The organism is Xanthomonas populi (assembly GCF_002940065.1).
In the GTDB taxonomy this organism is placed as follows: domain Bacteria; phylum Pseudomonadota; class Gammaproteobacteria; order Xanthomonadales; family Xanthomonadaceae; genus Xanthomonas; species Xanthomonas populi.
In genome coordinates, this window is sequence record NZ_MDEJ01000007.1 from 1 (window position 1) to 21,633 (window position 21,633).

Genomic DNA, 21,633 nt, shown 5'->3' on the forward strand with positions numbered 1-21,633 from the left:
CAAAGACGCCGGTACACACCGCTTAAAATCACGACGATTTTGTGTTTTTAACCATATTCTTGCGTTTTTTGCGCGTATCCACGCCGTCAGGTTCTCAAACATTGGCCGTGCAGGTGACGCGGCTGCTTGATCAGCGTTGCCTTAAATCGACACCGGCAACTTGAAGTAAGTGCCCAACCCATCCAGAAACATCTGCACCGAAATGGCCACCAGCAACATGCCCATCAGGCGCTCGATCGCGGTCAGTGCACGATGACCGAGCAGTTTATACAGCAGCGGCGCCGAGGCCAGGATGGTGGATGCGCCGATCCAGGCAATCATCAGGGCCAGGCTCCAATCCCATAGCCGCGTGGGTTCGTTGCTGCCCATCAGCATCACCGCGGCCATGCCGGACGGGCCGGCGACCAGCGGAATCGCCAGCGGCACGATGAAGGGCTCGCCGTCGGGGATCTCGCCCATCAGGCCTTCCGGGCGCGGGAAGATCATGCGGATGCCGATCAGGAACAGCACGATGCCGCCAGCGATCGCCACCGACTCCTGACGCAGGTGCATCAGCTCCAGCGCGTACTTGCCGCCCCACAGAAATGCCATCAGCACGAATAAGGCGACCAGCAACTCGCGCGCGAGCACGAAGCGCTGGCGCTTCGGTGGCAGCGGCTTGAGCACGCTGAGAAACACCGGGATATTGCCCAGCGGGTCGAGAATCAGGAACAGCAGCAAGGCTGCCGACAGGATGGTCATGCGGGAGGACTCCAGATCGCACCGCGGTGCACGGCGCCTGCCATAGACAACAAGGTGACGCAGGCAGACGCATAGCGCGCGGGGTCGACCGCCTCGCTGTCTTGCTGATGGGTGAAAGCACGCGCGCGCAACGCGGTGCGCATCGGGCCGGGCTGCAGGCCGCTGATGCGCACCGCGCCGGTGGCGGTTTCGTGGTGCAGGCTGGCAAGTAGGCCGCGCTGTGCATGCTGGGCAGCGCCGTAAGCGCCCCAATAGGCCTGGCCAACGCGTGCAGGGTCATCAATGACGAAGACCACTGCCGCGTCGTCCCGCTGCCGCAACAGCGGCAGGCAGGCCTGGGTCAACCAGGCGCGCGCGGTGAGATTGATATGGATGTTGCGCGCAAAATCCGCAGGCGCTGCAAGCTCGGCTGGCGTCAAACCAGCGAAATCAGCGCCGCAATGCAGCAGGCCATGCAAGCCACCAAGTTCGGATTGCAGCCGTTGCGCAAGTGCGGCGTAATCGTCCGGCGTAGCGCCGGCCAGATCGAGCGGATACAGCAACGGCTCCGGACCAAGTTTGGCTACCACGTCGTAGATGCGCTCCAATGGGCGCACTTTGCGACCGAGCAGCACCACGGTAGCGCCGGCAGATGCACATGCCTGTGCAGCGGCAGCGCCCAGGCCGCCGGCGGCACCAGTGATCAGCACCACACACTCGTCCAACAAGGCAGCGTCGGACTGGTCCTGCAACGCACTCACGGCTGATAAGCCTCGCTGACGATGCGCTTGAGCTCGCCGGATTCGAACAATTCCAGCGTGATGTCGCAGCCGCCGATCAACTCGCCATGAATAAACAACTGCGGGAAGGTCGGCCAGTTGGAATAGCGCGGTAAATTCGCGCGCACTTCGGGTTCTTCCAGCACGTTGACGGTGCGCAATTGATCGGCGCCGGCAGCGACCAACGCCTGCACTGCGCGACTGGAAAACTCGCACATCGGGAACTGCGGGGTGCCTTTCATGAACAATACGATCGGGTGTTGTTCGACTTCGGCCTGGATCCGTTCCATCACCGGCATTGGACTCTCCTGACTGGGAGCGGCAGGCCCGACCGCCGGGTCGGATAGACTTCCGCAAATGCGCGCATTGTAAGCCTTCAACGCGACCTGTCGCCGCACTCTCTTCGCTGCCATTGCCATCATGCCGATCGAACACCTTGCACTGCCCTACTCCCGCGCTGCTCTTGAGCCGCATCTTTCATCCGCTACATTGGAGGCGCACCACTGCGTTTGTCATCGCAGCGATGTCGAACGGCTCAATGCGTGCATTGAGGGCAGCGAGTTCGCCGAGCTGACGCTGGAAGAGATCATCCCGCGTGCGCAAGGGACGCTGTTTCATCTGGCCGCGCAAGTGTGGAACCACAACTTCTATTGGAAATGCCTGCGCCCGCGCGGTGGCGGCGAGCCACTCGGCCGGTTGGCCGACAGCATTGCAACGTCGTTCGGCGACTTCGTGCATTTCAAGCAGGAATTCAACCGTGTCGCCCTGAGCACCTTCGGCTCGGGCTGGGTGTGGCTGGTGCAGCGCCCGCACGGCGCCTTGGCGGTCGTTGCCACGCCGAATGCATCCACGCCGCTCACCGGGCCGGACACGCCGTTGCTCACCTGCGACGTGTGGGAGCACGCGTACTATCTGGATTACCAGCAGGACCGCGCGCAGTACATGGACGCGTTCTGGAAGCTGATCAATTGGGATTTTGTGGCTAGCCGGTTGGGCTAGCCTTGCAGTTTTTTTGCGGTTCACATAGATCGCTTGCCTACTGCAAGCGCACGTTTGGCGGCTATCGATCTTTACGACAAGGCTTCCTGTGGAACATCGCCAGACGCCTGTTCTCGCGCTGCATCGTCGCACTGCCGCTCACGCGCCTTACGCATCATCCTTCGCTCAAACGCGCAACCACCGGCCCAACCTGCGTATCACGCTTCAATGCAATGCCAGCGTCCACCAGTGCGCGCGCAAGCAGCTGCGGCGTATCGGCGCGCAGCGTTGCATGGCCGACTTTGCGCCCATCGCGCGACTGCTTGCCGTAGTCGTGCCAATGCCCACCAGGCACTGCAAGAAACGCAGCAGCGTCCGGCATCGCACCCAGCCAGTTGAGCATGCAGGCATGCCCGCGCATTGCGGTGCTGCCGAGCGGCAAACCAAGCACCGCACGCACATGATTTTCGAATTGCGAGGTCTCTGCGCCTTCGGCGGTCCAATGGCCAGAGTTGTGCACGCGCGGTGCCATCTCGTTGGCGAGCAATTTGCCATCGCTAACGAAGAGTTCAAGCGCGAACACACCCACGTAGTCCAGGCGCTCGGCGATCGCGCGCGTATGCGCCTCTGCGGCAGCCTGCAACGCAGCATCGACCGTTGCTGGTGCAAGACTGGCCGACAGCACGCCGTCCACATGCCAGTTTTCGGTCAGCGGCCAGGCGCGGAACTCGCCATCGCGGCCGCGCACAGCCACCACGCTGACCTCGCGTTCGAACGGCACGAAGGCTTCCACAATCAGTCCGACGTTCACTGCCTGCGCGCCGAGTGCTTCCCATGCGGCATCAGCATCGGCCAGCGTCTTGATGCGGAACTGGCCCTTGCCGTCGTAGCCGAAGCGACGCGTCTTGAGCACGCAGGGCGTGCCGATGCGAGCCAATGCTGCATCGAGTCCCGCACGGTCGTCGATGGCGGCGAATTCAGGAACTGGAATCTCGAGCTCGCGAAACAAGGTTTTTTCGCTGAGCCGATCCTGCGCCACCGCCAATGCGGCAGCACTGGGAAACACCGGCACCTGCGTGGCCAACTGCTGCGCGCTGGCGGCAGGCACGTTTTCGAAATCGAAGGTGATCACATCGACCTGCGCGGCGAATGCGGCAAGCGCAGCGGTCTCGTCGAATGCGCCGACCTGCAGCGGTGCCACCTGCCCTGCGCAGGCATCGGCAGACGGGTCGAATACCGCAAACCGCAGCCCCAACGGCGCGCCGGCCAACACCAACATGCGTGCCAATTGGCCGCCACCCAAAATGCCAACCGTGCTCATTGACGCGGGTCGTCGCTGGCCATCACATCGTCGGTCTGCTTGGCACGGAACTGCGCCAATGCCAGGCCGACCTGCGCCTGCTCGGGCGCCAGCATTGCAGCGGCGAACAGGGCGGCATTCGCCGCGCCGGCATTACCAATGGCAAACGTTGCGACCGGAATCCCCGCTGGCATCTGCACGATCGACAGCAGCGAATCCATGCCGTTGAGCGCCTTGGACTGCACCGGCACACCCAGCACCGGCACCGCCGTCTTGGCCGCCAACATGCCCGGCAAGTGCGCTGCGCCACCGGCACCAGCGATGATCGCGCGCAGGCCGCGTTCGCCAGCCTGCTCTGCATAGGTGAACAACACATCCGGCGTGCGGTGCGCAGAGACCACCTTGACTTCGTAAAGCACGCCTAGCGCATCGAGCTTCTGAGCTGCGTGTTGCATGGTCTCCCAATCCGAACGGGAGCCCATCACGATGCCGACCAGCGGCGCGGAGTGGTTGGAGATCATGGCCCTGCCCTGCGGTAAAGACGTATTCTAGCCATCTTCCACGCAAGACAAGACTTCGATGGATCGCAAATTGCTCTACCTGCTGTGCTCGCCCGACACCCGCCAACCGCTCTCGCTGCTCGACGGCAAGGGCCTGGAAGCACTCAACACCGCCATCGCCGGCGGAAACCTGCAGCGTGCCGACGGGACCGTGCAGGCACAGCCGCTGCGCGAGGCGCTGATCACCCGCGACCGTAAGCAGATCTTCCGCGTCGACGACGGCATTCCGGTGCTGCTGGCCGAAGAAGCCATCGGCACAGCACAGATCGCCGGCTTCCCCGAGAAGTGACTTCTCCCGTGCGCACGACCGTGCCGGAGGCGCCGCCGGCCGCGCTGGTGGATGCCGATGTGGCACGCGCGCTGGCCGAAGACATCGGCACCGGCGATGTGACCGCCGCGCTGTTGCCCGATCAGGCCGACAGCGCGTATCTGCTGTGCAAGCAGGATGCGGTGATCGCCGGCCGGCCATGGTTCGATGCCACGCATCGCGCGCTAGATCCGCAGGTGCGCATCGACTGGCAGGTGCACGAAGGCCAGCATGTTGGTGCTGGCACAGTGCTGGCCATCCTGCATGGCAGCAGCCGCAGCCTGGTCAGCGCAGAGCGCACATCGCTCAATTTCATGCAAACACTCTCGGCCACTGCAACCACCACCGCTGCTTACGTTGCTGCGGTGGCCGGTACCGGCACGCGCATTCTGGATACGCGCAAGACGCTGCCGGGCCTGCGCGCAGCGCAGAAATACGCGGTGCGCTGCGGTGGTGGCGACAATCACCGCATCGGCTTGTTCGATACGGTGATGCTCAAGGAAAACCACATTCGCGCAGCCGGCTCGTTGAGCGACGCCGTGCATGCCGCACGTGCACAGCAACCGAAGTTACCGCTGGTGGTCGAAGTGGAAACGCTGGAGCAACTGCGCGAAGCATTGCAGGTGGGCTGCACGCGCATCCTGATCGACGACTTCGACCCGGCCAGGCGCCGTGCAGCGGTGCTTCTCGTTGCCGCCTTGCCGCAAGAACAGCGTATTCCGCTCGAAGTGTCTGGCAGCGTGGATCTGGCCGGCATTGCCGCGATTGCCAACGATGGCGTTGACTGTATTTCCATCGGCGGCCTCACCAAGCACGTGCAAGCGGTGGATCTTTCGCTCAAACTCGGCCCGCCGCCGCACTGATTTCACGTGTGCTCGCACGCAGCTCTGTCAGCCTGCTGCGATTGCTCAGTGCTGGATTTTCGATTACTGTAAAACCGTGGCCGTGGATCTGTCTGTTGTTGGCCGCATGCGGCGGCAGCGCGGCAGCCGCAGAAGTGTGCGATATGCCGCCACGGTTCGGCACCAGCCCGGCCGCAATCGCCATCGTACGCAGCGCCTGCAACGAACACCGATTGTGGCAGCACCCCTTCATTGATGCCAAAGGTCGTCTGGCCAGTCTTGGTGTTACCGAAGCCGAATCGAGCTATCTCGCCGACCACGGCGTGGTGGCGTGGCAACGTGTCGCAGGCTACTGGCGCGACAGCGGCACGCTGGCATCGATGGGCAGTCGCCCCGGTGCATCGAACTGTGCAGCCTTGGATGGCACGCGCTACACCGCCAGCGAATGCCGCGCGTTTCTGGTCGACAATCCATGGTCGGCAGCCTTCATTTCATGGGTGATGACGCAAGCCGGCCTGAGCGGCTTCCATCGCTCCGCGCGGCATCTGGATTACATCCGCAGCGCCTACAACGACGGCGCCAGCGGCCCGTACCAGTTCACCGATCCTGCAGTGGAAAAACCCGCCCCCGGCGATATGCTCTGCCTGCTGCGCGGGCGCACTGCCTCGCTCGGCTATGCCGGGCTCAAGGCTGAGCTTGGCGGTAATGTACCGATGCTGTGGCAATCGCATTGCGATGTGGTGGTGGCCGCCAACGTCGGTGGCGACCGCACGCTGTATCTGATCGGCGGCAATGTGTTCAACACGGTGATGATGCGCAAGATGCCGCTGGATCGCGCCGGCCGCGTGGTGCTGCCGACACCGCAGTCCGACACTGCTCAGGACCAGAACGAAGACCGCCTCGGCATCGCCAGCGAATGCACGCCAGCGCACGAAGAACTGTGCGATTTCAACCGTCGCGATTGGGCGGCTTTGTTGAAGCTGCGTCCTGATGCGGCAATGACCGCACCGCCGCCGATTGAGTCGCTGCCGGTGCCTAGTGCTGCGCCCGCAGATCAAACGATGCCGCCAGGTTTTCCACGCGTTGTGCCACCGCGTCCGGAAACACAGCCTGCGCCGACACAGCAGCCGGGGTGAGGGTACGGAGCTTCGTTTCAACCACACGAGGCTTCGCTCGCACCCTCATCCGCCCCTGCGGCACCTTCTCCTGCATGGAGTAAGGAACAAAGCACGGATTATTACCGAACCGACAACAAAAAAGCGGGCCGAAGCCCGCTTTTTCGTGACGCATCAAACAGCAGCGATTACTCGGCTGAAGCCGGAAGGCCTTCGCCCTCTTCCACGGCCTTGATCGACAGACGGATGCGACCCTGCTTGTCCACTTCAAGCACCTTGACGCGGACCAGATCACCTTCCTTCAGCTTGTCACCGACCTTCTCCACGCGCTCGCTGGAAATCTGCGAGACGTGCACCAGACCGTCCTTACCCGGCAGGATGGTGACGAACGCACCGAAGTCCATGATCTTGGCGACCTTGCCTTCGTAGATGCGGCCCGGCTCCACGTCCGAGGTGATCTGCTCGATGCGCGACTTCGCAGCTTGCGCGGCGATGGCGTTGACCGAGGCGATGATGATCGTGCCATCGTCCTGGATGTCGATCTGCGTACCGGTTTCCTTGGTGATCGCCTGGATGGTAGAGCCACCCTTGCCGATCACTTCGCGGATCTTGTCCGGGTGGATCTTGATGGTCAGCAGGCGCGGCGCGTAGTCGCTCAGCTCCAGACGCGGCGTGGTCAGCGCCTTGGACATCTCGCCCAAGATGTACAGACGGCCAGCCTTGGCCTGCTGCAATGCCTGCTTCATGATCTCTTCGGTGATGCCTTCGATCTTGATGTCCATCTGTAGCGCGGACACGCCTTCTGCAGTACCGGCCACCTTGAAGTCCATATCGCCCAGGTGATCTTCGTCACCCAGGATGTCGGACAGCACCACGAAGCGGTCGTCTTCCTTCACCAGGCCCATGGCGATACCCGCCACCGGTGCCTTGACCGGCACGCCGGCATCCATCAGCGCCAGCGAGCTGCCGCACACCGAAGCCATCGACGAGGAACCGTTGGACTCGGTGATTTCCGAGACAACGCGAATGGTGTACGGGAATTCTTCCAGGCTCGGCATCACAGCGAGCACACCGCGCTTGGCCAGACGGCCGTGGCCGATTTCGCGGCGCTTGGGCGCACCGAAACGACCACACTCGCCCACCGAGTAAGAAGGGAAGTTGTAATGGAACAGGAAGTTTTCCTTGTACTCGCCGCTGACGGCATCGATTACCTGGCCATCGCGGGCAGTTCCCAACGTAGTGACAACGATCGCCTGCGTCTCGCCGCGGGTGAACAACGCCGAGCCGTGGGTACGCGGCAGGATGCCTGCCTGCGCTGAGATCGGACGCACGGTATCCAGTGCACGGCCGTCGATACGCACCTTGGTCTCCAGGACCGAGTCGCGCATTGTGTGGTATTCCAGCTCGCCGAATTCCTTCGACAGCTCGGCGTTGTTCCAACCTTCCGAGGCAACACGGCCGGCCAGCGACTCGAGCACGTCCTTCTTGATCGCAGAGATCGCGTCCCGACGCTGCAGCTTGTCGCGCACCTGGAAGGCACCGGACAGCTGCGCGCCGACCGCTTCCTTCAGCGCGCTGATCAGCGCGGTGTTCTTGGCAGGCGCAACCCAGGTGCTGCGCTTGGTGCCGGCTTCGACGGTCAGCTCGTTGATCACGTTGATGACCTTCTGCAGCTCGCGATGACCGAAGGTGACCGCACCCAGCATCACTTCTTCGGACAGCAGCGCAGCTTCCGACTCCACCATCAGCACCGCATTGGCGGTACCTGCAACCACCAGCTCCAGCTGCGAATCCTTCAGCTCGGTAATGGTCGGATTGAGGATGTACTCACCATTCTTGTAGCCCACCTTGGCGGCGCCGATCGGGTCGTTGAAGGGGGTACCGGCCAGCGACAGTGCGGCCGATGCGCCGATCAGCGCGGCGATATCGCCGTCGATGTCAGGGTTCATCGACATCACCGTGGCGATGATCTGTACTTCGTTCTTGTAGTCCTCCGGGAACAGCGGACGGATCGGACGATCGATCAGGCGCGAGATCAGCGTTTCCTTCTCGGTCGCACGTCCTTCGCGCTTGAAGAAGCCGCCCGGGATGCGGCCGCCGGCATAGAACTTCTCCTGATAATCAACCGTCAGGGGGAAGAAGTCCTGCCCTTCGCGCGCGGTCTTTGCGGCGACGGCGGTGACCAGCAGTACGGTGTCGTCGAACTTGACGATGACGGCGCCGCTTGCCTGGCGAGCGACTTCGCCCGTCTCCAGGGTGACGGTGTGCTTGCCGTACTGGAAGGTTTTGGTGATTTTTGCCACGGAGGTTTTTTCCTTAAGGTGTCGCTATCTTCGTTGGACCGTCGTCGACCCATGCCGAGAACGGGCGGCCGGGAGGCTCCGGCCCGTGAATTGCATCGAGCAAATAACGGAATGCGTATGACCAAAATAAAACCGCGGCGCATCGCTGCACCGCGGTGGTAGGACTCTATTAGCGGCGCAGGCCTAGCTTTTCGATCAGCGACTTGTAACGCTCGCTGTCCTTCTTCTTCAGGTAGTCGAGCAGGCTGCGGCGACGGTTGACCATCTGTAGCAGACCACGACGGCTGTGGTGATCTTTCTTGTGGGTCTTGAAGTGGCCGCTCAGCAGTTCGATGCGAGCGGTCAGCAGCGCGACCTGCACTTCAGGAGAGCCAGTGTCCTGGGCGCTGCGCTTGTTGTCTTCAATCACTTTCTGGGTGTCGACGGACATGTGTTTTCTCGATAGATGCGTGGTCGACAGGAACGTGCATGACGCACCGCCGGACTCGCCGTTTGCTTGGGATGAGCGCGCTTGGCGCTGGAGGTGCCCCGAACGGGGCCGCGAAATTGTAACGTCGTGCAAGCCTGGGGACAAGTTGACTCAAAATTAACAAGCCTGGACTTCGTTCAGTCCATTGAACAACCGCTGGGGCGACAACCGCCCCTCCATGTCCACCAGGCCTAGGCCTGAGGGGATTCCGTCTGGTCCGAACACGGCCACCTGGCCAGCCGGAAATGCGGCATCGCGCAAGCGCTGGCCCATGCGGAAACGGGCCGCATGCGCCTGATCGAGGGTGATCCTCGCAAAATCGGCAAATCCAGCCTGAATCGGCAGCAACAACTCCTGCGCATCGGTGCCTGTTTCCAGGGCTGCCGACAGCGCTTCCAGTGTGATCATCTGCGGGGTGCGGAACGGCTCGACCCATAGCCGACGCAACGACGCGATATGCGCGCCGCAACCAAACACCTCGCCCAGATCGCGCGCCAAGCTGCGGATGTAGGTGCCCGAGCCGCAGGTCACGCGCAGTTGCAGGCGTGGCGCTGCATATCCGATCAATTTGATCGCATGTACATCGACTTCGCGTACCGGTGCCTCGATGATCTTGCCGCGGCGTGCCTTGGCATACAGCGGCTCGCCGCCTTGCTTGAGTGCAGAGTAGATCGGTGCTTGTTGGGCGATACGGCCGATAAATAGCGCCAGCGCCGCACGCAAGGCGTCTTCGCTCAGCTCGGGCACCGCACGCTCACGCAGCGGTTCGCCATCGGCATCGTCGGTATCAGTGGTGACACCCAGCACGACCTCGGCGTCGTAGGTCTTGGCCGAACCGAGCAACACGCCGGCGATCTTGGTGGCCTCGCCCAGGCACAACGGCAACAAGCCGGTGGCCAGCGGATCCAAGCTGCCGGTATGGCCGCCCTTTTCGGCGCGCAGCAAGCGGCGTGCGGCCTGCAATGCAGTGTTGGAACTGAGCCCTGCCTGCTTGTCCAGCAACAGGATGCCGTGTAGCGGGCGATAGACGATGCGGGGTTTCAAAAGATCAATGCTCGAATCGGGCGCCGTGCGTGCCCGTTGAAATCAGGGCCGCGTACAAAGAGGCGGCCGACCAGACAGCGCTTAGCGCTGCTCGGCGTCTTCGTCGCTGGACGTAGCCTCGGGGCCGATATCGTCCTGGTCACGCAACAGGTTGTCGATGCGCTCGCCACGATCGACCGAATCGTCGTAATGAAAGTGCAGCTCGGGCACGTGGCGCAGTTTCATAGCGCGCGCCAACTGCGTACGCAGCTGACCGGCAATTTCCTTGAGCCCCTTGACCGCTTCGACCGAGCGCTCCTGCTGCAGCGCGGTGACGAACACCTTGGCATGCGCGAGGTCGCGGGTGACTTCGACATCGGACACGCTGACCGACGGCAAGCCGTGGTCGCGCACGGCCGCGTGCACGATCGTGCCGAGGTCGCGACGCACCTGCGCCGACACGCGGTCGGTGCGATGGAATGATTTGGTTGGCATGGTCGTGGACCTGGTTGATTCGGAGGGCCAGATGGCAACGAAGCCAAAAACGAACGTGGGCGGCCATGCCGCCCTCGCCTTGCAAAACGTGCTGTACGCAATCGCGCGTTACCGACTCCAGCTTTGCCGACTCCGGGGCCCGCAGGCCCCGGCAGTCGTTACAACGTACGCGCGACTTCGATGCGCTCGAAGCACTCGATCTGATCGCCGGCCTTGACGTCGTTGTAGGCCTTCACGCCGATACCGCATTCTGTACCGTTGCGCACTTCCTCGACGTTTTCCTTGAAGCGACGCAGCGATTCCAGCTCGCCTTCGAACACAACGACGCTGTCGCGGAGCACGCGGATCGGCTTGCTGCGCTTCACAGTGCCTTCGATGATCATGCAGCCTGCAACCGCACCGAACTTGGAGCTGCGGAACACATCGCGGACCTGGGCGATACCGATGATCTCTTCGCGGATTTCCACGCCGAGCAGACCGGAAGCGACCTGCTTCACCTGATCGATCACGTCATAGATGATCGAAAAGTAACGCAGATCTACGCCGTTGGATTCGACGATCTTGCGTGCCGATGCATCCGCACGCACGTTGAAGCCGATCATCGTCGCCTTGGACGCAGCGGCCGAATTCGCATCGGACTCGGTGATGCCGCCCACGCCGGAGTGGATCACGTTGATGCGGATATCGTCATTGGACAACGCCACCAGCGACTGCTTGAGCGCTTCCACCGACCCCTGCACGTCGGCCTTGATCACCAGGTTCAACACCTGCTGACCTTCACCCTTGCCCATCTGCGCCAGGATGTCTTCCATGCGGTTGGTCGCCGAGGAAACCAGACGCGACTCGCGACGCTTGGTTTCGCGCTGCTGCGCCACGTCCTTGGCCAGACGCTCGTCGTCGACCACCACGAAGTCGTCGCCGGCTTCCGGCACGCCGGACAAGCCGAGCACCTGCACCGGAATCGACGGGCCCGCCGAGCTCGGCTGATGGCCGGTCTCGTCGAACAACGCACGCACACGACCGTACTGGATACCGCAGACCAGGTAATCGCCCTTCTTCAGCGCACCCTGCTGCACCAGCACCGTGGCGACTGGGCCGCGGCCCTTGTCCAACGACGACTCGATGACGGTACCGCTGGCGCGACCTTCCGACAGCGCCTTCAATTCCAGCACTTCGGCCTGCAACGAGATCGCGTCCAGCAGCGTGTCCACGCCCTGGCCGGTCTTGGCCGACACTTCGATAAACTGGGTATCGCCACCGAAGTCTTCGGCCACCACGTTTTCGGCCAGCAATTCGTTCTTGACCCGCAACGAATCCGCACCGGCCTTGTCGATCTTGTTCACTGCCACGATCAATGGAACGCCTGCCGCCCTGGCATGCTGCACGGCTTCCTTGGTCTGAGGCATCACGCCGTCATCGGCAGCGACGACCAGCACCACGATATCGGTGATCTTGGCGCCACGTGCACGCATCGAGGTAAACGCGGCATGGCCGGGCGTATCCAGGAAGCTGATGACGCCACGGCCGGTTTCGACGTGGTACGCACCGATGTGCTGCGTAATACCGCCGGCTTCGCCCGAGGCGATCTTGGTTCGACGGATGTAATCCAGCAGCGAGGTCTTGCCGTGATCGACGTGACCCATGATGGTCACCACCGGCGGACGCTGCACCGCATCGCCTTCTGCACCCTCGGCATGCGCCAGCAGCGCATCCTCGAAGTCGGCATTGTCTGCCCGTGAGGCCTTGTGGCCGAGTTCTTCGGTCACAAGCGACGCAGTGTCGTGGTCGATGCTCTGGGTGATGGTCGCCATGACGCCCATCTTGAACAGCGCCTTGACCACATCGCCGCCCTTGAGCGCGAGCTTCTGCGCCAGATCGGCCACGGTGATCGTCTCGCCGATCGCCACTTCACGTACCACCGGTGCAGTTGGACGCTCGAACCCGTGCGGGCCGCTGTTGCCCTGATTGCCGCCACGCCCGCCATCATTGCCACGACGTGAGGAAGACGAACCCGGACGACCGGTCGGCTTGCTGCGCACATTGGTACGACGCGCGCGATCGGCAGCGGACAGATGCAACTGCCCGGCAAATCGCTTGGTCGCATCGTCGTCTTCGACGCCGGCCACCATGACGTGCGAACCGCGCGTCTTGTGCTTGGCCGCATTATTGCGATCATCCGGACGGGCCGGCGTCGCCGGACGCGACGCCGGCGATGCGCCAGCCGGACGGGCCGGACGCGGTGCAGAAGACGGCGAAGAAGGCGCACGCCCTGCAGGAGCGGCAGACGGCGTGGGCGCGGCAGCCACCGGCGCCGGCGCACTGGCAGCCGCAGCGGCTTCCTCGGCAGCCTTGCGCTCGGCTTCGACGCGGTCCTTAGCGGCCTGCTCGTCATCGCGCTTGCGCTGAATCGCTTCGTCGCGCACACGGTCGCTTTCGGCCAGGGCCTGCTGCTCGTCGAGATTGCGCTGACGCGATGCGGCAAGCTTGCGCATGATGTCGGCGCGCTCTTCGTCCGGCGTCATCGGTACCGGACGGGTGGCGACCTCGTTATCGGATTTCACGTAAGTACGCTTCTGCCGCACTTCCACGTTAACCGTAGTCTTGGTGCGGCCGGCGCTGACCGTGACTTCCTGCAGCTTGCGCCGATTGAGCGTGATCTTCTTGGCTGCTTCGCTTGCCGCTTCGGCAGGCGTCTCAGCCTTGCCATGCGTACGACGCAGGAAGCCAAGCAGTTTCATCTTCTCGGTGCTGGTCACGACCTGGTCGGGACCGCTGAACTTCATCCCGGCCTCGGCCAGTTGAACCAGCAGTCTATCGACCGGCGTATTGACCAGTTCGGCAAGCTTGCGGATGGTGGTTTGCTGCGACATTCGGATCCTATGATCTGGTTGGCGCCCCCTCGCCCAGAGCAAGGTAAGCGCTGATTCTAAGCCCTGATGGGGTCAGGGCGCGGTTCATTGCCGGCTCATTCGCCGCGCTCCAAACGGGCGATCTCCTCGGCGCGGGCTGCCAGGATCAGCGCCGCAGCGCGCTCCTGGGTCAAACCCTCGATGCCGAAGTCGACGATCTCGTCCGCTGCCAGGTCGGACAAATCCTCGCTGGTGCGCACGCCGTGCTCGGCCAGAGCAAAGGCCGTTTCCTCGTCCATCCCCTCCAGCGCCAGCAGGTCCTCGGTGGGCTGAGTTCCTTCCAGGCCTTCTTCCTCGGCCAGCGCGGCGTTGAGCAACGCATCGCGGGCACGGGCGCGCAACTCTTCGACGATGTCTTCGTCGAAGCCTTCCACCGCCAGCAACTCGCCGACCGGCACGTAGGCGATTTCTTCGACCGTATTGAAACCCTCGGTCACCAGGATCGCTGCGATTTCTTCGTCCACTTCCAGGCGATCCATGAACAACTGGCGCGCGGAAATCTGCTCGGCTTCGGACTTGGCGGCCACCTGGTCGGCGGTCATCACGTTGAGCTGCCAACCGGTCAGGCGGCTGGCCAGACGCACGTTCTGGCCGCCCTTGCCTATCGCCTGGGCCAAGCGATCTTCTGCCACGGCCAGGTCCATCGAATGCTTGTCTTCATCGACGATGATCGACTGCACTTCGGCCGGCGCCATCGCATTGATGACAAAGTTGGCCGGGTTCTCGTTCCACAATACGATGTCCACGCGCTCGCCATTGAGCTCGTTGGACACCGCCTGCACGCGCGAACCACGCATACCGATACACGCGCCGATTGGATCGGTGCGGGTGTCGTGCGCGATCACCGCGATCTTGGCGCGGTCGCCCGGGTCGCGTGCGCAGGCCTTGATCTCGACTAGACCCTGACCCACTTCCGGCACTTCGAGCTTGAACAGCTCGATCATGAATTCCGGCGCAGCGCGACTGATGAACAACTGCGGGCCGCGTGGCTCCGAACGCACTTCGGCCAGATAGCCGCGCACGCGGTCGCCCGGACGCAGCACATCGCGCGGAATGCCCTTGTCCTTCGGAATGAAGGCTTCGGCATTGCCGCCCAGATCGACAAAGATATTGCCGCGCTCGGCACGCTTGACCACACCGGTGATCAACTCGCCGACGCGATCCTTCCATGCGTCCACAACCTGCTGACGCTCGGCTTCGCGCACGCGCTGCACGATCACCTGCTTGGCAGCCTGCGCGGCGATACGGCCGAAATCCGGGTTTTCGATCTGTTCTTCGATGTAGTCGCCCACATCCACGCCGTCGGCTTCGTCGATGGCATCCATCAGACGCATCTGGCGATCCGGCGACTCCATCACCACATCGTCGGCGACCACTTCCCAACGACGGTAGGTTTCGTAGTTACCGTCCTTGTGATCGATGGTCACGCGCGCCAGCACGTCCTGGTCGGGATAGCGCTTCTTCGCTGCAGAAGCCAACGCGGCCTCGATCGCATCGAAGATCACTTCGCGCGGCACGCCCTTTTCGTTGGCCACCGCATCCACTACCAGCAAAAGTTCCTTGCTCATTTAGTCACTCCGCGCGCGGCTTGCCAGCCGCCGACTCGTTGGATGGTTTCTTCTTCTCGTGCCCGGGTTTTTTCGGGCCGGGCTTATTCGGTTTTTGCGGCGCCAGGCCCAAAGCGACCCAATCCGGCAGGATGCGCGCCTTGTCGATGTTGTCGAAGCCGATCTGCACGTCCTTGCCGTCGATCGCGAACACCACGGCGTCGGCCTCAGCCTCGATACGCAGGATCTTGCCCTGAAAGCGGCGCCGGCCATCCTGCGCCAGCTTCAACACGATCTTTGCGGACTCGCCGGCATGACGTGCGAACTGTTCCAGGGTGAACAAAGGGCGATCCACGCCCGGCGAAGACACTTCGAGCGTGTAGTTGCCTGCGATCGGATCTTCGACGTCGAGCTGGGCGGAGACTTCACGGCTCACGCGCTCGCAGTCATCAACGTTGATCACACGCTCGGGCTGTTCGGCCAGCGGCACATCAATGTACAGACGCAACGTGGCGCCACCTGGAGCGGGAAGATATTCCACACCAAGCAGTTCCAAGCCCAAGGACTCAACCGTTGGACTCAGCAGATTCGCGATTTCGGTCGCTTTTTCGCTCACAGACTGCCTTGATCAAATGATTGCCAGTAGAACCCCGGCAACCGGCAGCGAACTTTCCGGTTCCGGAAAAAACAAGGGGCCCGATGGGCCCCTTGCGTGAAAAAACCCCGACCTCTAAGGGCCGGCGCAAAGACGGGAACATGCGTCTTTGCGATCCAAGAAAATGAACTGCTGCCGTAAGGCAAACTGCATTAAAGCAGCAATTCAAACTTGGTAGCGGGGGCAGGATTTGAACCTGCGACCTTCGGGTTATGAGCCCGACGAGCTGCCAGACTGCTCCACCCCGCAGCAGAAGCGGAATTATGAAGAACTTGAGCGTCAATTGCAAGCCCTAAGTTTTTCATCGGTTGAAAACCTTGGGGGTCTTCAACGTCGCGGCAAATGATAACCGCATTGCAACAAAAACGAAACAGCAATCACGACTTTATTTCAGTCACTCGTCAAAGGCGCATCTGACGGACGCGCCTGCAACGTCATGCAGGTACGCGCGTCTTAAGCAAGGCATGCAAATGCGCGCTGGCACCACACCATTATCGGGCTCCAGGCCAGACCGAGTGCCAGCAGTGCAAGTGCGTTGACGCCGAGTACGGTGCCGAGCACACGGTCGTTACTGGCCGGCAACGGCTCACCGACCGGTTCGTCGAAGTACATGACCTTGATGACGCGCAGATAGTAGTAGGCACCGATCACCGCGCAGAGCACGCCGAACAACGCCAGCCACAACATGTCGCCCTTCACCGCAGCGCCCAACACGGCCAGCTTGGTCCAGAAGCCGAGGAACGGTGGGATACCTGCAAGCGAGGCCATGATGCACAGCACCAGCCCCGCCATCCACGGATTGCGAGCGTTCAAGCCCTTGAAGTCGTCGATGTTCTCGGCTTCGAAACCATTGCGCGACAACGCGATGATGGCGCCGAATGCAGCGGTCGACATGATGGTGTAGCTCACTGAGTAGAACATCGCCGCTGCATAGCCTTCTTCGCCACCACCGGCCACGCCCATCAGCAGGAAGCCGATGTGCGAGACGGTCGAATACGCGAGCATGCGCTTGAGATTGGTCTGCGCAATCGCCATCAGGTTGCCGATCACAAGCGACAGTGCCGACAGGCCACCGATCACCAGATGCCACTGCGGCGACAACGGGCCCATACCGACTTCGAGCAGGCGATAGGTCATGCCGAAGGCAGCGAGCTTGGGCGCGGAACTGATGAACAACGCGATCGGTGCGGGCGCGCCCTGATACACATCGGGCAGCCACATATGGAACGGAGCGGCGCCCAGCTTGAAGGCCACACCTGAGATCATGAAGATGGTGCCGGTCAGCAGCAGAGTGCGTTCGTTGGATCCTTCGATCGCGTCATGGATACCCGCAAGGCTCAAGGTGCCGGTAGCGCCGTACACCAGCGACATGCCGTACAGCAACAAACCAGAAGCCAGCGAACCAAGCACGAAATACTTCATCGCCGCTTCGGTGGCCAGGCCGTTGTCGCGGTTGGACGCGACTAGTGCATACGAACACAGCGCCAGCAGTTCCAACCCCAGGTACACCATCAGCAAGCTGCCTGCAGAGGCCAGCAGCATCATGCCTGCGGTGGCGAACAACATCAGCACCGGAATTTCGCCCTGATAGAGATTGCGTTCGCGCAGGTACCTCCAGCCGTAGACCAGGCTCAGACCGCTGACCAGCACGATCACCGTCTTCATGACGTCGGCTGCGGTGTCGCGGACGAACATGCCGTGGAAGGCTTCGCCCTGCCCGCCCGTCCCGGTCGCCAACAGTGCAAACACCATAGCAAGCACGGCCACGGAGAACAGGTGGGTCCAGACTTTGTGCCGCTGGCTCACGAACAGATCGAGCATCAACAGAGCAAAGGCGCCGCCGATCAGCACCAGCTCCGGTGCGAGCAGAGCCATGTCAGCGGTGGTCAACGGCGCGAGCGTTGGCGTGGTCATCATCAAATCCTGAAAATCGGTACGTACGGCAAGCGGTTACAGCTTGGTCGCGGCAATCTGGGTAGCCAGCTTGGCGATTGATGGTTCCATCAGATCGGTCAGCGGCTTCGGATACAGGCCCAGGGCCAGCACGCCAGCGGCGAACACCCCCAGCACGAGTGCCTCACGGCCATTGATGTCCTTCAGCTCGGCCACGTGTGCGTTGGCCACTTCGCCAAAGAACACGCGCTTGTAAAGCCACAGCGTGTAGGCGGCGGTGATTATCAGCGTGGTGGCAGCGGCGAAGGCGACCAACGGATGCTTCTGGAAGCTGGCCAGGATCACCATGAACTCGCCAACGAAACCGCTGGTACCCGGCAGGCCGGCATTGGCCATGAAGAACAGCATGGCGAAGGTGGCAAACCAAGGCATCACATTGACCACGCCGCCGTAATCGGCGATGCGACGGGTGTGCATGCGGTCGTACAACACGCCGATGCAGGAGAACATCGCGCCGGACACGAAGCCGTGCGAAATCATCTGCACCATCGCACCCTGCAAGCCCAGACGGGCGGCATCGGTGCTGCCGTATTCGCGCACCAGGGTGAAGGCGATGAAGGCGCCCAGGGTGACGAAGCCCATGTGTGCGATGGACGAGTACGCCACCAGCTTTTTCATGTCTTCCTGCACCAACGCCACCAAGCCGACGTAGACCACTGCGATCAGCGACAGCGCGATGACAAGCCAGGCGAACTCATGGCTCGCATCCGGCACGATCGGTAGATTGAAACGCAAAAAGCCGTAGCCACCGATCTTCAACGCGATCGCGGCCAGGATCACCGAACCGGCGGTCGGCGCCTCGACGTGCGCATCCGGCAACCAGGTGTGCACGGGGAACATCGGCACCTTGACCGCAAAGGCGATCAGGAACGCGAAGAAGATCCAGGTCTGCTCCTTTGCAGTCAGCTGCAGCGCGTACATGTCGGCAAGCTGGAAGCTGCCACCCTTCAAATACAGATAGACCAGGCCCACCAGCATCAGCACCGAGCCGAGGAAGGTGTACAGGAAGAACTTCATCGCCGCATAGATACGTCGCGGGCCACCCCAGACACCGATGATCAAAAACATCGGGATCAGCATGGCTTCGAAGAAGACATAGAACAGCATCGCATCGGTGGCGGCGAAGATGCCCACCGTGACGCCTTCCAGGATCAGGAAGGCGGCAACGTACTGATTGACGCGCTTGTCGATTGAGCGCCAGGCGCCGATCAGGGCCAGCACCGTCACCAGCGTAGTCAGCACGATCAACGCGACCGCGATGCCATCCACGCCCAGGTTGTAGCCGATGTTGTAGGCCGGAATCCAGGCGTGCAGTTCGATGAACTGCATGGCGTCGTTTGCGGTTTCGTAGCCCAGCAGCGGCAGACTCAGCGCAAAGGTCGCCACCGCCACCGCCAACGATGCCCAGCGGGCAGTTTCGACGTTGCGCAACGCAAGGATCATGGCGCCACCGATAATCGGCAGCCAGATCAAGATAGACAGTAAAGGCCAGTTCGACACGTTTTCTTATTCCGTACAGGTCAACGCCAGAAATGCATCAGTACCGCCAACAAGGCGATCAAACCGATGATCATTACGAAGGCGTAGTGATAGAGGAAACCGGATTGCGTGCGACGCAGCAGATTTGCAGCCAGGTCGATCAGTCGGGCAGAACCATTGACGACGGCACCGTCGACCACATGGGTATCGATGGCACGTGACATCTTGCCAAGAACAACGCCGCCACCGGCGAAGCCATTGATCCAGAGCTTGTCGAAACCGTACTTATTTTCCAGCAGCCACACGATCGGCGCGAACGCCTTGCGCGACTTGGTGGCCAGCTCCGGCTTCCACAGATAGAACAGCGCGGCCAGCAGAAGACCGGCAACCGTCAGGCAGAACGGCGCCGCCATCATGCCGTGCAGTGCGAACGCCACCGGGCCATGGAACTCTTCGGCCAGTGCGCCCACGGTATCGTGTGCCGGATCGTAGAAATCGACGATGCCGGTAAAGAACGACAAGGCCTGACCCTTGATCGCATGCGCTGCGTGGTGACCTTGCCAATCGGTACCGAACAGCATCGGTCCGATGGTCAAGAAGCCGATCGCCACCGAAGGAATCGCCAGCAGGATCAATGGCAGCGTCACCACCCACTTCGACTCATGCGGCTCGTGGACACCGTGATGTCCATAAGCATGGTCATAGTGGCCGCGCGTGTCGTATGCATGCGCATCGTGCGCGTGGCTGTCGTGCGCGTCAGCGTGAGCACTGTCGTGATGTCCGTGCGCGTCATGCGCATGCGCATCGCGGAAGCGCTCCTTGCCGTGGAAGGTCAGGAACAACAGGCGGAAACTGTAGAAGCTGGTGACCAGCACGCCGCCGAGCACCGCCCAGTACCCATAGGTCGCGATCCAGCTATGCGACTCGTGGGCGTGGTGCGCAGCCGCCTCGATGATGGTGTCTTTCGAGTAGAAGCCGGAGAAGAACGGCGTACCGACCAGGGCCAGGGTACCGATCACGCTGGTCCAGTAGGTCATCTTCATGTACTTGCGCAGGCCGCCCATCTTGCGCATGTCCTGCTCGTGGTGCATGCCGATGATGACCGAGCCGGCCGCCAGGAACAGCAGCGCCTTGAAGAACGCATGCGTCATAAGATGGAACACGGCCGCCGAGTACGCGGACACGCCCAGCGCCACGGTCATGTAGCCGAGCTGGGACAGCGTGGAATAGGCAACCACGCGCTTGATGTCATTCTGCACGATGCCGATCAGGCCGGTGAAGAACGCCGTGGTCGCACCGATGAACAGGATGAAGTTCAGCGCGGTTTCCGACAGTTCGAACAGCGGCGACATGCGCGCGACCATGAAAATGCCGGCGGTCACCATCGTTGCGGCGTGGATCAGTGCCGAAATCGGGGTCGGGCCTTCCATCGAGTCGGGCAGCCATACATGCAGCGGCACCTGCGCCGACTTACCCATCGCACCGATGAACAGGCAGATGCAGATCAGCGTCATCACGCTCCATTCGTGGCCGGCGAACAACTGCACCTTGGCGTTGGTCATGGTGTTCGCGTTGGCGAACACGGTGGAGTAATCCAGCGAGCCGAACCACAGCAGCACACCGGCGATACCGAGAATAAAGCCGAAGTCGCCGACCCGATTGACCAGGAACGCCTTCATGTTGGCGAACACTGCCGTCGGGCGCTTGAACCAGAAACCGATCAGCAGGTAGGACACCAGACCGACCGCTTCCCAGCCGAAGAACAGCTGCAGGAAGTTGTTGCTCATCACCAGCGTGAGCATGGAGAAGGTGAACAACGAGATGTAGCTGAAAAAGCGCTGGTAACCCGGATCTTCTTCCATGTAGCCGATGGTGTAGATATGCACCAACAGCGACACGAAGGTCACCACCACCATCATCATCGCGGTCAGGCGGTCGACCATAAAGCCAACATGCGCCGAGTAATTAGCGACATCGAAGAAGGTGTACAGGTTCTGGTTGAACGGGCTGGCGCCCTGCTCCACCAGTTGATACAGCGTCAGGCACGACAGCACGCAGCTGACCGCCACGCCCAAGATGGTGACGTATTGCGCGCCCTTGCGCCCTACCTGGCGACCGAACAGGCCGGCTATGATGCTGCCGATCAGCGGTGCAAGCACCATCGCAATCAACAGACTCTTGGAGAGAGTGATTTCCATC

The 21,633-nt window shown here is 61.9% G+C and carries 19 protein-coding genes and 1 tRNA gene; 4 read left to right on the forward strand and 16 right to left on the reverse strand.

The genetic code is table 11. From position 1 onward, the window contains the following. Positions 1–141: 141 nt before the first annotated feature. Genes XpopCFBP1817_RS02030 through grxD form a run of 3 tightly spaced genes read right to left on the reverse strand, consistent with a single transcriptional unit; the run spans position 142 to position 1,798 of the window. A complete protein-coding gene (locus tag XpopCFBP1817_RS02030; RefSeq protein WP_128415766.1) occupies positions 142–741 on the reverse strand; it encodes a YhgN family NAAT transporter in 600 nt (199 codons plus the stop codon). After that, positions 738–1,481 (reverse strand): SDR family NAD(P)-dependent oxidoreductase, encoded by a 744-nt coding sequence (locus tag XpopCFBP1817_RS02035; protein ID WP_128415767.1) that lies wholly within the window; start codon positions 1,479–1,481, stop codon positions 738–740. Before XpopCFBP1817_RS02035 ends, XpopCFBP1817_RS02030 begins: the two co-directional genes overlap by 4 nt. Beyond that, positions 1,478–1,798, reverse strand: a complete 321-nt coding sequence (gene grxD / locus XpopCFBP1817_RS02040; protein ID WP_128415768.1) for a Grx4 family monothiol glutaredoxin — start codon at positions 1,796–1,798, stop codon at positions 1,478–1,480. The genes XpopCFBP1817_RS02035 and grxD overlap by 4 nt, the downstream gene beginning before the upstream one ends. Before the next feature lie 121 nt (positions 1,799–1,919). Here grxD and XpopCFBP1817_RS02045 point away from each other — a divergent pair, with 121 nt between their 5' ends. Then, a complete protein-coding gene (locus tag XpopCFBP1817_RS02045; RefSeq protein ID WP_128415769.1) occupies positions 1,920–2,498 on the forward strand; it encodes a superoxide dismutase in 579 nt (192 codons plus the stop codon). Between the two features lie 154 nt (positions 2,499–2,652). Here the strand turns inward: XpopCFBP1817_RS02045 and XpopCFBP1817_RS02050 are convergent, their stop codons facing one another. Together XpopCFBP1817_RS02050 and purE are read right to left on the reverse strand one after the other, a co-directional pair. After that, positions 2,653–3,798, reverse strand: a complete 1,146-nt coding sequence (locus XpopCFBP1817_RS02050) for a 5-(carboxyamino)imidazole ribonucleotide synthase (RefSeq protein ID WP_128415770.1) — start codon at positions 3,796–3,798, stop codon at positions 2,653–2,655. Then, complete coding sequence (gene purE, locus XpopCFBP1817_RS02055; RefSeq protein WP_128415771.1) at positions 3,795–4,298, reverse strand: 5-(carboxyamino)imidazole ribonucleotide mutase; 504 nt, start codon at positions 4,296–4,298, stop codon at positions 3,795–3,797. Before purE ends, XpopCFBP1817_RS02050 begins: the two co-directional genes overlap by 4 nt. 58 nt (positions 4,299–4,356) lie before the next feature. Between purE and XpopCFBP1817_RS02060 the strand changes: the two genes are divergently transcribed. The 3 genes from XpopCFBP1817_RS02060 (at position 4,357) to XpopCFBP1817_RS02070 (ending at position 6,622) form a co-directional block, all read left to right on the forward strand. Next, positions 4,357–4,626, forward strand: coding sequence for a Trm112 family protein (locus tag XpopCFBP1817_RS02060; RefSeq protein WP_128415772.1), 270 nt, complete (start codon positions 4,357–4,359; stop codon positions 4,624–4,626). Then, positions 4,623–5,507: a carboxylating nicotinate-nucleotide diphosphorylase gene (gene nadC, locus XpopCFBP1817_RS02065; protein WP_128415773.1), complete on the forward strand. Its 885-nt coding sequence runs from the start codon at positions 4,623–4,625 to the stop codon at positions 5,505–5,507. The genes XpopCFBP1817_RS02060 and nadC overlap by 4 nt, the downstream gene beginning before the upstream one ends. Positions 5,508–5,569: 62 nt before the next feature. Next, entirely contained in the window at positions 5,570–6,622 is a 1,053-nt protein-coding gene (locus tag XpopCFBP1817_RS02070; protein ID WP_128415817.1) for a DUF2272 domain-containing protein, read from the forward strand. A gap of 167 nt (positions 6,623–6,789) precedes the next feature. On the opposite strand, the gene pnp is transcribed toward XpopCFBP1817_RS02070, so the two are convergent. From pnp to nuoL, 11 genes are all read right to left on the reverse strand, one after another. Continuing rightward, positions 6,790–8,904 carry a polyribonucleotide nucleotidyltransferase gene (pnp, locus tag XpopCFBP1817_RS02075; protein WP_128415774.1) on the reverse strand — a complete coding sequence of 705 codons (2,115 nt, stop codon included), beginning with the start codon at positions 8,902–8,904 and terminating at the stop codon, positions 6,790–6,792. Positions 8,905–9,073: 169 nt separating this feature from the next. Further along, on the reverse strand, positions 9,074–9,334 hold the full coding sequence (gene rpsO / locus XpopCFBP1817_RS02080; protein ID WP_006450548.1) for a 30S ribosomal protein S15: 261 nt from the start codon (positions 9,332–9,334) through the stop codon (positions 9,074–9,076). A 156-nt stretch (positions 9,335–9,490) separates the two neighbouring features. Continuing rightward, a complete protein-coding gene (gene truB, locus XpopCFBP1817_RS02085; RefSeq protein ID WP_128415775.1) occupies positions 9,491–10,417 on the reverse strand; it encodes a tRNA pseudouridine(55) synthase TruB in 927 nt (308 codons plus the stop codon). Between the two features lie 81 nt (positions 10,418–10,498). Further along, the gene (rbfA, locus tag XpopCFBP1817_RS02090; protein WP_128415776.1) at positions 10,499–10,891 is read right to left on the reverse strand and encodes a 30S ribosome-binding factor RbfA; all 393 of its coding nucleotides are present in this window, start codon (positions 10,889–10,891) and stop codon (positions 10,499–10,501) included. Positions 10,892–11,049: 158 nt separating this feature from the next. Further along, entirely contained in the window at positions 11,050–13,761 is a 2,712-nt protein-coding gene (infB, locus tag XpopCFBP1817_RS02095; protein ID WP_167393786.1) for a translation initiation factor IF-2, read from the reverse strand. A 95-nt stretch (positions 13,762–13,856) separates the two neighbouring features. Beyond that, a complete protein-coding gene (gene nusA, locus XpopCFBP1817_RS02100; protein ID WP_128415778.1) occupies positions 13,857–15,368 on the reverse strand; it encodes a transcription termination factor NusA in 1,512 nt (503 codons plus the stop codon). A 4-nt stretch (positions 15,369–15,372) separates the two neighbouring features. After that, on the reverse strand, positions 15,373–15,963 hold the full coding sequence (gene rimP, locus XpopCFBP1817_RS02105; protein ID WP_128415779.1) for a ribosome maturation factor RimP: 591 nt from the start codon (positions 15,961–15,963) through the stop codon (positions 15,373–15,375). A gap of 211 nt (positions 15,964–16,174) precedes the next feature. Beyond that, positions 16,175–16,251: transfer RNA gene (locus XpopCFBP1817_RS02110), tRNA-Met, on the reverse strand. Between the two features lie 204 nt (positions 16,252–16,455). Then, positions 16,456–17,916 carry an NADH-quinone oxidoreductase subunit NuoN gene (gene nuoN, locus XpopCFBP1817_RS02115; protein WP_128415780.1) on the reverse strand — a complete coding sequence of 487 codons (1,461 nt, stop codon included), beginning with the start codon at positions 17,914–17,916 and terminating at the stop codon, positions 16,456–16,458. A gap of 36 nt (positions 17,917–17,952) precedes the next feature. Next, a complete protein-coding gene (locus tag XpopCFBP1817_RS02120) occupies positions 17,953–19,455 on the reverse strand; it encodes an NADH-quinone oxidoreductase subunit M (RefSeq protein WP_128415781.1) in 1,503 nt (500 codons plus the stop codon). A gap of 20 nt (positions 19,456–19,475) precedes the next feature. Further along, a complete protein-coding gene (gene nuoL, locus XpopCFBP1817_RS02125; protein ID WP_128415782.1) occupies positions 19,476–21,632 on the reverse strand; it encodes an NADH-quinone oxidoreductase subunit L in 2,157 nt (718 codons plus the stop codon). Position 21,633 lies beyond the last annotated feature (1 nt).

Bases quoted from the DNA above. Each gene is read 5' to 3' on its own strand.
- nusA (WP_128415778.1), bottom strand. From the start codon at position 15,368: ATGAGCAAGGAACTTTTGCTGGTAGTGGATGCGGTGGCCAACGAAAAG.
- rpsO (WP_006450548.1), bottom strand. From the start codon at position 9,334: ATGTCCGTCGACACCCAGAAAGTGATTGAAGACAACAAGCGCAGCGCC.
- purE (WP_128415771.1), bottom strand. From the start codon at position 4,298: ATGATCTCCAACCACTCCGCGCCGCTGGTCGGCATCGTGATGGGCTCC.
- rbfA (WP_128415776.1), bottom strand. From the start codon at position 10,891: ATGCCAACCAAATCATTCCATCGCACCGACCGCGTGTCGGCGCAGGTG.
- grxD (WP_128415768.1), bottom strand. From the start codon at position 1,798: ATGCCGGTGATGGAACGGATCCAGGCCGAAGTCGAACAACACCCGATC.
- XpopCFBP1817_RS02060 (WP_128415772.1), top strand. From the start codon at position 4,357: ATGGATCGCAAATTGCTCTACCTGCTGTGCTCGCCCGACACCCGCCAA.
- nuoL (WP_128415782.1), bottom strand. From the start codon at position 21,632: ATGGAAATCACTCTCTCCAAGAGTCTGTTGATTGCGATGGTGCTTGCA.
- infB (WP_167393786.1), bottom strand. From the start codon at position 13,761: ATGTCGCAGCAAACCACCATCCGCAAGCTTGCCGAACTGGTCAATACG.
- XpopCFBP1817_RS02050 (WP_128415770.1), bottom strand. From the start codon at position 3,798: ATGAGCACGGTTGGCATTTTGGGTGGCGGCCAATTGGCACGCATGTTG.
- nuoN (WP_128415780.1), bottom strand. From the start codon at position 17,916: ATGACCACGCCAACGCTCGCGCCGTTGACCACCGCTGACATGGCTCTG.
- XpopCFBP1817_RS02030 (WP_128415766.1), bottom strand. From the start codon at position 741: ATGACCATCCTGTCGGCAGCCTTGCTGCTGTTCCTGATTCTCGACCCG.
- XpopCFBP1817_RS02045 (WP_128415769.1), top strand. From the start codon at position 1,920: ATGCCGATCGAACACCTTGCACTGCCCTACTCCCGCGCTGCTCTTGAG.